10 protein-coding genes are annotated in these 13,024 nt (G+C 63.4%); 9 read left to right on the top strand and 1 reads right to left on the bottom strand.

The features are described 5' to 3' along the window. Nucleotide 1: 1 nt before the first annotated feature. Nucleotides 2–976, top strand: coding sequence for a UDP-N-acetylmuramate dehydrogenase (gene murB / locus V7S54_RS11250; RefSeq protein WP_065374980.1), 975 nt, complete (start codon nucleotides 2–4; stop codon nucleotides 974–976). A gap of 300 nt (nucleotides 977–1,276) precedes the next feature. Here the strand turns inward: murB and V7S54_RS11255 are convergent, their stop codons facing one another. Next, nucleotides 1,277–2,587 (bottom strand): MFS transporter, encoded by a 1,311-nt coding sequence (locus V7S54_RS11255; RefSeq protein ID WP_065374979.1) that lies wholly within the window; start codon nucleotides 2,585–2,587, stop codon nucleotides 1,277–1,279. 322 nt (nucleotides 2,588–2,909) lie between these two features. Between V7S54_RS11255 and aqpZ the strand changes: the two genes are divergently transcribed. The 8 genes from aqpZ (at nucleotide 2,910) to recN (ending at nucleotide 13,020) form a co-directional block, all read left to right on the top strand. After that, nucleotides 2,910–3,596: an aquaporin Z gene (gene aqpZ, locus V7S54_RS11260; RefSeq protein ID WP_065374978.1), complete on the top strand. Its 687-nt coding sequence runs from the start codon at nucleotides 2,910–2,912 to the stop codon at nucleotides 3,594–3,596. A 304-nt stretch (nucleotides 3,597–3,900) separates the two neighbouring features. After that, nucleotides 3,901–4,827: a D-alanine--D-alanine ligase gene (locus V7S54_RS11265; protein WP_065374977.1), complete on the top strand. Its 927-nt coding sequence runs from the start codon at nucleotides 3,901–3,903 to the stop codon at nucleotides 4,825–4,827. Then, nucleotides 4,815–5,765, top strand: a complete 951-nt coding sequence (gene ftsQ / locus V7S54_RS11270; RefSeq protein WP_065374976.1) for a cell division protein FtsQ — start codon at nucleotides 4,815–4,817, stop codon at nucleotides 5,763–5,765. The genes V7S54_RS11265 and ftsQ overlap by 13 nt, the downstream gene beginning before the upstream one ends. Further along, the gene (ftsA, locus tag V7S54_RS11275; RefSeq protein WP_065374975.1) at nucleotides 5,762–7,093 is read left to right on the top strand and encodes a cell division protein FtsA; all 1,332 of its coding nucleotides are present in this window, start codon (nucleotides 5,762–5,764) and stop codon (nucleotides 7,091–7,093) included. Before ftsQ ends, ftsA begins: the two co-directional genes overlap by 4 nt. 99 nt (nucleotides 7,094–7,192) lie before the next feature. Beyond that, nucleotides 7,193–8,980: a cell division protein FtsZ gene (gene ftsZ, locus V7S54_RS11280; protein ID WP_065374974.1), complete on the top strand. Its 1,788-nt coding sequence runs from the start codon at nucleotides 7,193–7,195 to the stop codon at nucleotides 8,978–8,980. Between the two features lie 334 nt (nucleotides 8,981–9,314). Then, on the top strand, nucleotides 9,315–10,268 hold the full coding sequence (lpxC, locus tag V7S54_RS11285) for a UDP-3-O-acyl-N-acetylglucosamine deacetylase (protein ID WP_065374973.1): 954 nt from the start codon (nucleotides 9,315–9,317) through the stop codon (nucleotides 10,266–10,268). A gap of 174 nt (nucleotides 10,269–10,442) precedes the next feature. Further along, nucleotides 10,443–11,309, top strand: a complete 867-nt coding sequence (locus V7S54_RS11290; protein ID WP_065374972.1) for an outer membrane protein assembly factor BamD — start codon at nucleotides 10,443–10,445, stop codon at nucleotides 11,307–11,309. Between the two features lie 37 nt (nucleotides 11,310–11,346). Next, the gene (gene recN, locus V7S54_RS11295; protein WP_065374971.1) at nucleotides 11,347–13,020 is read left to right on the top strand and encodes a DNA repair protein RecN; all 1,674 of its coding nucleotides are present in this window, start codon (nucleotides 11,347–11,349) and stop codon (nucleotides 13,018–13,020) included. Nucleotides 13,021–13,024: the final 4 nt, after the last annotated feature.

Below are 13,024 nucleotides of genomic sequence, written 5' to 3' on the forward strand. Positions count from 1 at the left end.
CATGAAACAGGTCAACGGTCAGAAACTACTGGAATCGCTCGGAAGCGGTGTCAGCGCTGTGCGCGGCCGCATCACGCCCGATGCGCCGATGGATCGCGTCACCTGGTTCCGCGCCGGCGGTCTTGCCGAACTGATGTTCCAGCCGCACGACACGGATGATCTCGTCACCTTTCTGAAGCTGGTTCCGACCGAAGTGCCGGTCATGGTCGTCGGCGTCGGCTCGAATCTGCTCGTGCGCGACGGTGGCATTCCCGGCGTCGTCATCCGGCTTTCGGCCAAGGGTTTCGGCGATCTCGAACTCGTCGGCGAAAACCGCATCAAGGCCGGCGCCATCTGCCCGGACAAGAACATTGCGGCCATGGCGCTCGATCACGGCATCGGCGGCTTCTATTTCTTTTACGGCATCCCCGGCTCGCTCGGCGGCGCCCTGCGTATGAACGCCGGCGCCAACGGCACGGAGACCCGTGAGCGTGTCGTCGAGGTCCATGCCGTCGACCGCAAGGGCAACCAGCATGTGCTGTCGAATGCCGACATGGGTTATGCCTACCGCCACTCATCGGCGCCGAAGGACCTGATCTTCACCCATGCGGTGTTCGAAGGTTACGCCGAGGACAAGAACAAGATCCGCACCGACATGGATGCAGTGCGTCAACATCGCGAAACGGTCCAACCGATCCGCGAAAAAACCGGCGGTTCGACCTTCAAGAACCCGGAGGGTCACTCGGCCTGGAAGTTGATCGACGAAGCCGGGTGCCGGGGGCTGATGGTCGGCAGCGCGCAGATGTCGCCGCTGCACTGCAATTTCATGATCAATACCGGCCAGGCGACCGGCTACGAGCTCGAATATCTCGGCGAAACCGTGCGCCAGCAGGTGCTCGAACATTCGGGTGTGCGGCTCGAATGGGAAATCAAGCGCATCGGCAATTTCATGCCGGGCTACGAGATCAAGGAATTCCTCGGCCGCAGCATCGCCTGAGGCTGGGTTGCGCAAGATGATTTAGAAGGGCCGCGGCGGTAACGCTGCGGCCCTTTTGCTTTCAGGCGAATGCGCGTTCCTCACTCTCCGTCATGCTCGGGCTTGACCCGAGCATCCATGCTCCGCCTGGGTCGCCTGGAAGTGGATCCTCGGGTCAAGCCCGAGGATGACGGCAGGTGGGTGGGGCAACGGGAGAGGACATTCCTCCTCGGCCCCATCCCCAATAACAAAGAGCCGCAGCGTTGCCGCTGCGGCTCTTCTTGTTTGTTCTCCGCCGCGCGCTGCGCAGCCAAACCGATCTCAGGCCGAAACTTCGTCTTCCGTCGACAGTACGAGGCACAGCAGCGTGATGGCGGCAGCGGCCAGCAGGTAGTAGCCGACGTAATCCAGGCTGTAGTTGGTGGCGAGCCAGGTGGCGATATAGGGCGCCAGCGACGCGCCGAAGATGCCGGCGAGGTTGAAGGTCATCGACGCGCCGGTGTAGCGCACCGAGGTCGGGAAGGGGGAGGCAAGCGCTGCGCCGATCGGGCCGTAGGTGAGGCCCATGAGGCCGAGGCCGATGATCGAGAACAGGAAGGCGCCACCAATGCCGCCGGCCAGCAGCGGGGCCATGAAGAGGCCGAAGACGCCGATGCCGATCGTGGTGAGGATCAGGATCAGGCGGCGGCCGAACCGGTCCGAGAGGATGCCGGCAACCGGGATCATCAGGCCGAAGAAGACGACGCCGGTCATCTGCACGACCAGGAACTGCTCACGCGAGTAGCCGAGCTTCGCCGTGCCCCAGGACAGCGAGAACACGGTCATCAGATAGAACAGCACGAAGGTCGCGAGGGCAACGAAAGTGCCGAGCACCAGGCTGCGCTTGTGGAAGCGGAAGATCTCGGCGATCGGCACCTGCACACGCTCGTGCTTGTCGACTGCCTTCTGGAACTCCGGCGTTTCGGTGATCTTCAGGCGGACATAGAGGCCGACGGCGACCAAAAGGATGCTGGCGATGAAGGGCACGCGCCAGCCCCAGGCGAGGAAGGCTTCGTCACTCATGACTTCGCCGAGGATCAGGAAGGTGCCGGCCGACAGGATGAAGCCGATCGGGGCGCCGAGCTGCGGGAACATGGCGTACCAGCTGCGCTTGCCCTCGGGCGCGTTTTCAGTGGCGAGCAGCACCGCGCCGCCCCATTCGCCGCCAAGGCCGAGGCCCTGGCCGAAACGGCAAAGGGCCAGGAGCAGGGGCGCTGCGACGCCGATCGTCGCGTGGGTCGGCAAAAGGCCGATCACGACAGTGGAAATCCCCATGGTCATCAGTGCCGCCACGAGCGTCGCCTTGCGGCCAACCTTGTCGCCGAAATGGCCGAAGATCACGGCGCCGAAGGGACGGGCGAAGAAGGCGATCGAGAAGGTCGCGAAGGATTGCAGCATCGCCGAGGTCGGATCGGCCGAGGGGAAGAAGAGATGCGGGAAAACCAGCACTGCGGCGGTGGCGTAAACGTAGAAGTCGAAGAATTCGATGGTCGTGCCGACGAGGCTTGCGAACAGCACCCGGGCAGGGGAGTTCACTGCCGCGTGCTTCGATGCATTGTCCTTCGGCGACAGGGAGGTTGTCGCGTCTGTCATTTTCATAGTTCCTGATGTGGATTTCATACCGTCTTGGGAGGCGGATGAGGCCTATTAACGCAAGTTTCGGCATGGCGAAAGCCGGAAACCGTAAGAAATGCGAACGATAGTGGCGTCATGCGCAGCATTATTCCGCTGGTGCATGGCTCTCTGCGGCAACGGTTAAGCCTGCCTCTTCCTTGGGCAATCTATTGCGTTGCGTTCGGTCGATTTCGCCTTTTGCGCGCGTTGACGTCGTCGGACAACCCGTCTTGACCAGAATCAAATTGTGGCAAACTCTCGGCAACCGAAGCGATCGGCTTCGTTTTTCAGGAGCGAATGCATGTTCAAAAGGCTTTCTGCGGAATTTCTGGGTACATTCTGGCTCGTTTTCGGCGGGTGCGGCAGCGCGGTGCTGGCGGCTGCCTTTCCTGAGGTCGGCATCGGCCTGCTCGGTGTTTCCTTTGCTTTTGGCCTCACCGTACTCACCATGGCCTATGCGGTCGGCGGCATCTCCGGTGGACACTTCAATCCGGCCGTTTCGGTCGGGCTGATGGTTGCCGGCAAGTTTCCGTCTCACAAGCTCGTCGGCTACGTCATCTCGCAGGTGCTGGGCGCGATTGCCGCTGCGGGCGTGCTCTATCTGATCGCCAGCGGCAAGGCCGGTTTCCAGCTCGGTGGCTTTGCCGCCAACGGCTATGGAGAACATTCGCCGGGCGGCTATTCGCTGACCGCTGCGCTCGTTGCCGAGGTGATGCTGACCTTCTTCTTCCTGTTCATCATTCTCGGTTCAACGCATGGCCGCGTGCCGGCCGGCTTCGCGCCGATCGCCATCGGCCTGGCGCTCACCCTTATTCACCTGGTCTCGATTCCGGTGACGAACACCTCCGTCAACCCGGCCCGCTCGACGGGGCAGGCGCTCTTCGTCGGCGATTGGGCGCTGGCGCAGCTGTGGCTTTTCTGGGTGGCCCCGATCATCGGTGCGGCAATCGCCGGCATCGTCTGGAAGATCGTCGGCGACGACGACTAATCCCTCATATCGTCAGATTGGAGCCCGCCGCCTCGTTTGCGGCGGGTTTTTCGTTTTTTTCGCGTGTTACGCAATAGATTCAGGATTGCTCCGCAACCCTTTGATCTCCCGCTAAAATGCCCTGTCGCCTATGCGCGCGCACGCACGGCGCGTGTTTCGTTTCCCGACTAAGGTTAACGAAAGTAAACGGTTCGTTAACCATAATGCCGTTCTAGTGACCCAATGGCACCGGTGACTCGCGGGGACCGGAATCAGCCAGACGCAAGGAAACCTTGCGATAGTGGCGTATTGTTTGGGGGTTTGAATGAGCGGCAAGCATGTGGCTGTCCTGATGGGCGGATTTTCTTCGGAGCGACCGGTTAGCCTGTCGTCCGGGGCTGCCTGCGCGGATGCCCTTGAGGCCGCCGGCTATCGCGTCACCCGAATCGACGTCGGTCGCAACGTTGCCGAGGTGCTGGCGGCACTCCGGCCGGACGTCGCCTTCAATGCTCTTCATGGTCCGTTCGGCGAGGACGGCACGATCCAGGGCATCCTCGAATATCTGGAAATTCCCTACACCCATTCCGGCGTGCTCGCCTCAGCGCTTGCCATGGACAAGGCGCAGGCCAAGCACGTTGCGGCCGCCTCCGGCATTCCGGTCGCGGACGCGCAGGTGATGGATCGCCATGCCTTCGGCCCAAAGCACCCGATGAAGCCGCCCTATGTCGTCAAGCCGGTCCGTGAGGGCTCGAGCTTCGGCGTTGTCATCGTCAAGGAAGATCAGTCGCATCCGCCGCAGGTGGTGACGTCGAGCGAATGGCGCTATGGCGACCGAATCATGGTCGAGCGCTATGTCGCCGGTCGCGAACTGACCTGCGGCGTGATGGGCGACAAGGCCCTTGGCGTGACCGAAATCATCCCGCAGGGCCATGCCTTCTACGATTATGACTCCAAGTACGTAAAAGGTGGTTCTCGCCACGTCATTCCGGCACAGATTTCACCAAATATTTACCAAAAAATACAAACACTCGCTCTGAAGGCGCATCAGGCAATCGGTTGCCGGGGCGTCAGCCGATCCGACTTTCGTTTCGATGACAGTTCCTCCGGTGAGGGCGAGCTGATCTGGCTGGAAATCAACACCCAGCCCGGCATGACGCCAACCTCCCTGGTGCCCGAGATGGCCGCGCATGCCGGCTATAGTTTCGGTGAGTTTTTGAGTTGGATGGTGGAGGAAGCGTCGTGTTTGCGTTGAGGGGCAGAAGGGGCAAGAGGGTTCGTCACCTCGATGGCGCTGCAGCCGTCGACGTGGACGGCGGCCGTGTGCTGCCGCGTCCGCTCCGCCGTGCCGTTCGTTTCCTCGTCAGCCTCGGGACCGGCCGCATTCGCTTCCCCGCGCATACGGGTACGGTCTCGGCGCTCGCGTTTTTCGCCGCGACCGGTTTCTACGGCATGTCGCTTGGCGGCCATACGCAGAATTTCGCCCAAGCCTCGACCACGGCTGCGGGCTTCGCCATCGAAGACGTCAAGGTTTCCGGCAACGACCAGACCTCGGAGATCGACATCCTCCAGCAGCTCGGCCTCGACGGCACGACGTCGCTGGTGGCGCTCGATATCGCCGAGGCCCGCAAGCTGATCGCGGAAATGCCCTGGGTTCAGGGCGTGACGGTGCGCAAGGTCTATCCCGGCACGATCGAGGTCAACCTTACCGAGCGCAAGGCCTTCGGCATCTGGCAGCACGGTTCCGATCTTTCGCTGATCGAAAGAAGCGGCAGCGTGATCGCGCCCTTGCGCGACAACAAGTTCGCGGCCCTGCCGCTGTTCGTTGGCCGCGACGCCGAAACGGCGGCCGCCGATTTCTACGACGAGTTTTCCCGCTGGCCGGAGATCCGCTCGCGGGTGAGGGCCTTCGTCCGTGTCGCCGGTCGCCGCTGGGACCTGCGCCTCGACAACGGCATCATCGTCAAGTTGCCGGAGCACGACGTCGCCCAGGCGATGCAAGTGCTCTCCGACATGGAAAGCCAGCACCAGCTCCTGGAGCGCGACATCGCGGCCGTGGATCTGAGGCTGCAGGATCGAACCACAGTTCAGTTGACACCGGGTGCAGTCACCCGGCGCGAAGTTGCCTTGAAGGCGAGGGACAAAATGCTGAAGGCGCAGGAGACCGAAAAGAAGAAAGAGGGGCGGATATGAATTTGTTCGGTTCCTCCAGCTTTGGCCTGCCGCGCCTGAAGCCGCTTTCGTCGAAGCGGTCTCACGTCGTCTCGGTGCTGGATATCGGTTCGACCAAGGTGGTCTGCATGATCGGCCGGCTGACGCCGCGCGCCGAGAGCCAGATCCTGCCGAACCGCACCCACAACGTCGAAATCATCGGCATCGGCCATCAGAAGTCGCGGGGCGTCAAGAACGGCGTCGTCGCCGATCTCGATGCGGTCGAAAGCGTCGTGCGGCTTGCGGTCGACGCGGCCGAGCGTATGGCCGGGCTTACCATCGACAGCATGATCGTCAATGTTTCGGCCGGCCGGCTGCAGAGCGACGTCTATACCGCGACGATCGATCTCGGCGGCCAGGAAGTCGACGCCAACGATCTGCGCAAGGTTCTGTCCGCCGCCGGCCAGCAGTCGCTGCGCTCCGACCGCGCCATCCTGCATTCGCTGCCGACGGGCTTTTCGCTCGATGGCGAGCGCGGCATCCGTGATCCGCTCGCCATGTTCGGCGACGTTCTCGGCGTCGACATGCATGTGCTGACGGCCGAGCGGGCAGCGCTCAAGAACCTGGAACTCTGCGTCAACCGCGCCCACCTCTCGGTCGAGGGCATGGTGGCGACCCCCTATGCCAGCGGTCTTGCTGCTCTCGTCGACGACGAGGTCGAACTCGGCTGTGCGGCGATCGACATGGGCGGCGGCACGACGACGATTTCGGTCTTTGCCGAAGGCAAACTGGTTCACGCTGATGCTGTCAGCCTTGGCGGCCATCACGTGACGACGGACCTGGCGCGCGGTCTTTCGACCCGCATCGAAGACGCCGAGCGGCTGAAGGTCGTGCACGGCTCGGCGCTGCCGAACAGCGCCGACGAGCGCGACATCGTCTCGGTTCCGCCGATCGGCGAGGACGACCGCGACCAGCCGACGCATGTGCCGCGCGCGCTCGTCTCGCGCATCGTGCGCGCCCGCATCGAAGAGACGCTCGAACTCATCCGCGATCGCATCCAGCGCTCGGGCTTCAGCCCGATCGTCGGCAAGCGCATCGTTCTGACGGGTGGCGCCAGCCAGCTGACCGGCCTGCCGGAAGCGGCGCGCCGCATCCTCGCCCGCAACGTTCGCATCGGCCGTCCGCTCGGAGTTTCCGGGCTGCCGGCGGCTGCCAAGGGTCCCGCCTTCTCCACGGCGGTCGGCCTGATGATCTATCCGCAGGTCGCCGACCTCGAGACCCATGCCTCCCACGGCGGCATGTTCTCGGCGCTCGGCGCCGGCAACGGCCGCATCGCCCGCATGGGCCAGTGGCTGAAAGAGAGCTTTTGAGTACGTCTGGCTCCGACAGGGACGGGGCCGGGTGAAGACAAACTTTGAAAGATTTGGCCGGCTCGGCAAGGCGGCCAGAAAACAGAAGGAACGGGTACAATGACTATCAACTTGCAGAAGCCGGATATCACGGAGCTGAAGCCGCGCATCACCGTCTTTGGCGTGGGTGGTGGCGGTGGCAACGCCGTCAACAACATGATCACTGCAGGCCTCCAGGGCGTCGACTTCGTCGTCGCCAACACCGATGCCCAGGCACTGACCATGACCAAGGCCGAGCGCATCATCCAGATGGGCGTCGCCGTCACCGAAGGTCTCGGCGCCGGTTCGCAGCCGGAAGTCGGCCGCGCGGCCGCCGAAGAATGCATCGATGAGATCATCGATCACCTGAACGGCACCCATATGTGCTTCGTCACCGCCGGCATGGGCGGCGGCACCGGCACGGGTGCAGCCCCGATCGTTGCCCAGGCCGCCCGCAACAAGGGCATCCTGACGGTCGGCGTCGTCACCAAGCCGTTCCATTTCGAAGGCGCGCGCCGCATGCGCCTCGCCGACCAGGGCATTGCCGAACTGCAGAAGTCGGTCGACACCCTGATCGTCATCCCGAACCAGAACCTCTTCCGCATCGCCAACGACCGCACGACCTTTGCGGACGCCTTCGCGATGGCCGACCAGGTTCTCTATTCGGGTGTTGCCTGCATCACCGACCTCATGGTCAAGGAAGGCCTCATCAACCTCGACTTCGCCGACGTCCGCTCGGTGATGCGTGAAATGGGCCGCGCCATGATGGGCACCGGCGAAGCCTCGGGCGAAGGCCGCGCACTGGCCGCTGCCGAAGCCGCGATCGCCAACCCGCTGCTCGACGAGACCTCGATGAAGGGCGCCCAGGGCCTGCTGATCTCGATCACCGGTGGCCGCGACCTGACACTGTTCGAACTCGACGAAGCTGCAACCCGTATTCGCGAAGAAGTCGACCCGGATGCCAACATCATCCTCGGCGCGACGTTCGACGAAGAACTCGAAGGCCTGATCCGCGTCTCGGTCGTCGCCACCGGCATCGACCGTACGGCCGCGGAGGTGGCGGGTCGTTCCGCCGACTTTCGTCCGGTAGCAGCCAAGCCGGTCGTTCGTCCGTCGGCCGCCATTCCTGCTCAGCAGCAGCAGCCGGTCGCCCAGCACCAGCCGGCCCCGGTTCATCAGCCGGTAATGCAGCAGCCGGTCGCCCAGCCGGTGCAGCCGGTTCAGCAGCAGCCGTCTGTCGATCACATCGCGGCTGCGATCCGTGAAGCCGAAATGGAGCGCGAGCTCGATATCGCGACCCGCGCCGCCCAGGCACAGGTCCAGGCTCCGGCTCAGCAAGCGCATGAAGAGAACTTCCGTCCCCAGAGCAAGCTTTTCGCCGGTGCAGCACCGGTAGAGGCCGCTCCGGTGATGCGCCAGCCGCAGCCGCAGATGCAGCCGGTTCAGGCCCAGCCTCAGCCGCAGCCGGTGATGCGCCAGGAGCCCGTTGCTCCGGTCATGCGCCAGCAGCCGGAACAGGTTCGCATGCCGAAGGTCGAAGACTTTCCGCCAGTCGTGAAGGCCGAGATGGACCGTCGCGCCCAGCCGGCAGCCCCGATCGCGGAAGAGCGTGGCCCGATGGGTCTTCTCAACCGCATCACCAGCTCGCTTGGCCTGCGTGAGCGCGAACAGACCCCGGCGGCCGCCGACATGACGGCTTCCGCACCGACCGCTGCTTCCCAGCAGCGCCGGCCGCTCTCGCCGGAAGCGAGCCTCTATGCGCCGCGTCGCGGCCAGCTTGACGATCACGGTCGCGTTTCGCAGCAGGCGCGCCCGCAAGAAGATGATCAGCTCGAAATCCCGGCGTTCCTGCGCCGTCAGTCGAACTGATTGGAAGGCCCGTTCCTTCACCTTGCCGAATGCCCGGGCAACTGCCCGGGCATTTTTGCATTTTCTTCATCATTTCAGATGTTTGATCCGATGTTACGGACCGTCGCAAATACGTAACAAAGCGAAACGAACAGTGATTTGGAATGGTGCCTCCAAACTCCTATTTTCAGACTCGGAATTGGGGACGCATGCGATTCGATCAAGCGCTGTCTGTTCGAAACGCAGAGGATCGGATTTTGCTCCGAGACTCTCGGGCGCCTTGTTTGTGCCCTGAAGTTCGCTGCGTCCGCCAGCAGGTTTTGGCCATCGGCCACAGGTATTGAAAGTGACGAGAATGGGAATCGAATTGCTCGGGTTTCAGACGACGATTGCAAGCCCGGTAACGCTGAAGGGAATTGGCGTTCACTCGGGTGCGGAAGTGTCGATCACCTTCCATCCGGCGGAAGCCGATGCGGGCATTGTGTTCCAGCGCGTTCTCGCCAATGGCCGGATCAGCGAATACAAGGCGGTTTCCTCGCAGGTCGGCAACACCGATCTCTGCACCGTTCTCGGCATGTCGCCGGCGACATCGATCGCCACGATCGAACATGTGATGGCGGCGATTTACGCGCTCGGCCTCGACAACCTGACGGTCGAAGTTCACGGCGCCGAAATGCCGATCATGGACGGCAGCTCCGAACCCTTCATCGACGCGATCGAACAGGCGGGCGTTCGCGCCCTTGCGGTCAAGCGTCGCTACATCCGCGTCGTCAAGCCGGTGCGCATCGAATCGGGCGCGTCCTGGTCGGAGTTCACGCCCTATGACGGCATGCGCTTCGAGGTCGAGATCGACTTTGATTGCCCGCTGATCGGTCGCCAGGCGTGGAAGGGCGACATGACGCCGTCCGTCTTCAAGCGCGAACTGTCGCGGGCCCGCACCTTCGGCTTCATGCGTGACGTCGAGCGGCTCTGGGCTGCCGGCTTTGCGCTCGGCTCCTCGCTCGAAAACTCGGTCGTCATCTCCGACGACAACACTGTCATCAATGTCGAGGGCCTGCGCTACACGGACGAGTTCGTTCGTCACAAGACGCTCGATGCGGTCGGCGATCTCTCGCTTGCCGGCGCGCCGTTCATCGGCTGCTACCGCTCCTACCGCGGCGGCCACAAGATGAACGCCAACGCACTGAAGGCACTTCTCAGCGATCCGACGGCCTATGAAGTCGTCGAAACGGCGACCCCGCGTCAGCGCACCCGCGCCCGCGACATGGTTGCAGTCGCAGTTCCGGGCTTTGCGCCCTGGTCCGCATAAACAAAAAAAGTCATCATCTCCTCCAGTCGCCGGCCGAAAGGCCGGCATTTTCATGATAGGGCCGCCACAAATTTGCATGAATCACCGATCATGACGTTGCGGTCTCAAGGTAACTTGCTCTAAAAGCGCATGTCTGGCGGGGTCCAAGCCCGCAGCGTGGAACGGGAATATCCGATGGTTCTTGCAGTTTCTGTTGATCTGAGAAAGTCAGCGCGCGTCGCCGCCGTGATCGTCGCGGCCATTGCCGGCAGCGCCCTGATTACCGCCTGCCAGAACGATCCCGATATCGACATCACCAAGTTGACGGCGGAGACGGATCCGCCGGAAGTGCTCTACAATCAGGGCCTTGCCAACCTCAACGCCGGCAAGACGACGGAAGCGTCGCGCAAGTTCGAAGCGCTCGACCGCCAGCATCCGTTCTCGGAATACGCCCGCAAGGCGCTGGTCATGAACGCCTTCGTTTCCTACCGAAACGGGCAGTACCAGGAGGCGATCAACGCCACCGGTCGTTACCTCAATCTCTATCCGCAGTCGGAAGACGCGGCCTATGCGCAGTACATCCAGGGACTGGCTTATACCAAGCAGATCCCCGCGGTGACGCAGGACCAGAAGCCGGCGATGAGGGCGATCGAGGCCATGCAGGCCGTCGTCGATCGCTATCCGGACTCCGAATATGTCGACGACGCCAAGTCGAAGATCCGCTTTGCCCGCGACCAGCTCGCCGGCAAGGAAATGCAGGTCGGCCGCTACTATCTCGAGCGCAAGGAATATCTCGCGGCCGTATCGCGCTTCCGCGTCGTCATCGAGCAGTATCCGAACACCAACCAGGTGGAGGAAGCACTGGCGCGCCTCACCGAGGCCTATTACGCGATGGGCGTGACCACGGAGGCGCAGACCGCTGCTGCCGTTCTCGGCCACAACTATCCGGACAGCCAATGGTACGCCGATTCCTTCAAGTTGCTGCAGTCTGGCGGCCTGGAGCCGCGTGAAAGCGGCAACTCCTGGATATCGCGCGCTGCCAAGAACCTCATCGGCGCCTGATCCTTATCGGCGCCCGTCAAGGAAGATACGAACCCGGATGCTCGCCCAGCTTTCGATCCGCGATATCGTCCTGATTGAACGGCTTGATCTGGCTTTCGACGCCGGGCTCTCGGTGCTGACCGGTGAAACCGGCGCCGGCAAATCCATCCTGCTCGACAGCCTGTCGCTGGCCCTTGGCGGCCGTGGCGACGGCTCGCTGGTGCGCCATGGCTCGGACAAGGGGCAGGTGACGGCGGTCTTCGACGTGCCCGCCGGGCATTCGGCGCGGCTGATGCTGCACGAAAACGGCATCGACGATGATGGCGACCTGATTTTCCGCCGCGTGCAATCCGCTGACGGCCGCACCAAGGCCTATGTCAACGACCAGCCGATCAGCGTCCAGCTCATGCGCCAGCTCGGACAGACGCTCGTCGAAATTCACGGGCAGCACGACGATCGCGCGCTTGTCGACATCGACGCGCACCGCACCTTGCTTGACGCCTTCGGCGGCACCTCCGACGAGGCGCAACATGTCGGCAATCTCTATCGCGCCTGGAAGGACGCCGAGCGCGGTCTGAAGAAGCATCGCGAACGCGTCGAAGCTGCCGCGCGCGAGGCGGATTTCCTGCGTTCTTCGGTCGAGGAACTGGAAAAGCTCAGCCCGCGCGACGGCGAAGAGGACGAGCTTGCCGAGAAGCGGGCGCGAATGATGAAGTCCGAGCGCATTGCCGGCGACATCAACGAGGCCTCGGAGTTCCTGAACGGCAATGGTTCGCCGGTTCCGCTGATTGCGTCGCTGGTAAGGCGCCTGGAGCGCAAGAGCCATGAGGCACCGGGCCTGCTCGAAGAAACGGTGGAACTGCTCGACGGTGCGCTGAACCAGCTTTCCGACGCGCAGATGGCGGTCGAGCGCGCCTTGCGCAACACCGAATTCGACCCGAAGGAGCTGGAACGGGTGGAAGAGCGCCTGTTCGCGCTACGGGCCGCCAGCCGCAAATATTCCGTTCCGGTCACCGAACTGCCGGCGCTCGCCGTGCGCATGATCTCCGATCTTGCCGATCTCGATGCCGGCGAGGAAAGACTGAAGCAGCTCGAAAGCCAGGTCGGCGTTGCCAAGGCCGCCTTCGATGCGTCGGCGCGCTCGCTCTCGGAAAAGCGCCAGCGCACGGCGTCGGCCCTTTCCGCCGCCGTCATGGCCGAATTGCCAGCGCTGAAGCTCGAACGTGCACGCTTCATGGTGGAAGTTCAAAGCGATCCGGCACAGGCGACGGCCGAAGGCATCGACCTCGTCGAGTTCCACGTCCAGACCAACCCGGGCACCCGGCCGGGGCCGATCATGAAGGTCGCCTCGGGCGGCGAGCTTTCGCGCTTCCTGCTGGCGCTGAAGGTGGCGCTTGCCGATCGCGGCTCGGCGCCGACGCTCGTCTTCGACGAAATCGACACCGGTGTCGGTGGTGCCGTGGCCGATGCCATCGGCCAGCGGCTGAAGCGGCTTTCCGGCACCGTCCAGGTGCTTTCCGTCACCCACGCGCCGCAGGTGGCGGCGCGGGCCGCAACGCATCTGCTGATCTCCAAGGGCCCGTCCGCCGAGAAGGCCGAGACGATCGCGACCCGCGTGGCCCGCATGGACGACAAGGCCCGCACCGAGGAAATCGCCCGCATGCTCGCCGGCGCCTCGATCACGGAAGAGGCGAGGGCGGCAGCGGCACGGTTGCTGGCGGGTAACGGCTAAGCTC

The sequence above is a fragment of the Ensifer sp. CCNWLY38 genome, assembly GCF_037120565.1.
Classification (GTDB): Bacteria; Pseudomonadota; Alphaproteobacteria; order Rhizobiales; family Rhizobiaceae; genus Ensifer; species Ensifer adhaerens_H.

Bases quoted from the DNA above. Each gene is read 5' to 3' on its own strand.
- ftsZ (WP_065374974.1), top strand. From the start codon at position 7,193: ATGACTATCAACTTGCAGAAGCCGGATATCACGGAGCTGAAGCCGCGC.
- ftsA (WP_065374975.1), top strand. From the start codon at position 5,762: ATGAATTTGTTCGGTTCCTCCAGCTTTGGCCTGCCGCGCCTGAAGCCG.
- V7S54_RS11290 (WP_065374972.1), top strand. From the start codon at position 10,443: ATGGTTCTTGCAGTTTCTGTTGATCTGAGAAAGTCAGCGCGCGTCGCC.
- V7S54_RS11255 (WP_065374979.1), bottom strand. From the start codon at position 2,587: ATGACAGACGCGACAACCTCCCTGTCGCCGAAGGACAATGCATCGAAG.
- lpxC (WP_065374973.1), top strand. From the start codon at position 9,315: ATGGGAATCGAATTGCTCGGGTTTCAGACGACGATTGCAAGCCCGGTA.
- recN (WP_065374971.1), top strand. From the start codon at position 11,347: ATGCTCGCCCAGCTTTCGATCCGCGATATCGTCCTGATTGAACGGCTT.
- V7S54_RS11265 (WP_065374977.1), top strand. From the start codon at position 3,901: ATGAGCGGCAAGCATGTGGCTGTCCTGATGGGCGGATTTTCTTCGGAG.
- aqpZ (WP_065374978.1), top strand. From the start codon at position 2,910: ATGTTCAAAAGGCTTTCTGCGGAATTTCTGGGTACATTCTGGCTCGTT.
- murB (WP_065374980.1), top strand. From the start codon at position 2: ATGAAACAGGTCAACGGTCAGAAACTACTGGAATCGCTCGGAAGCGGT.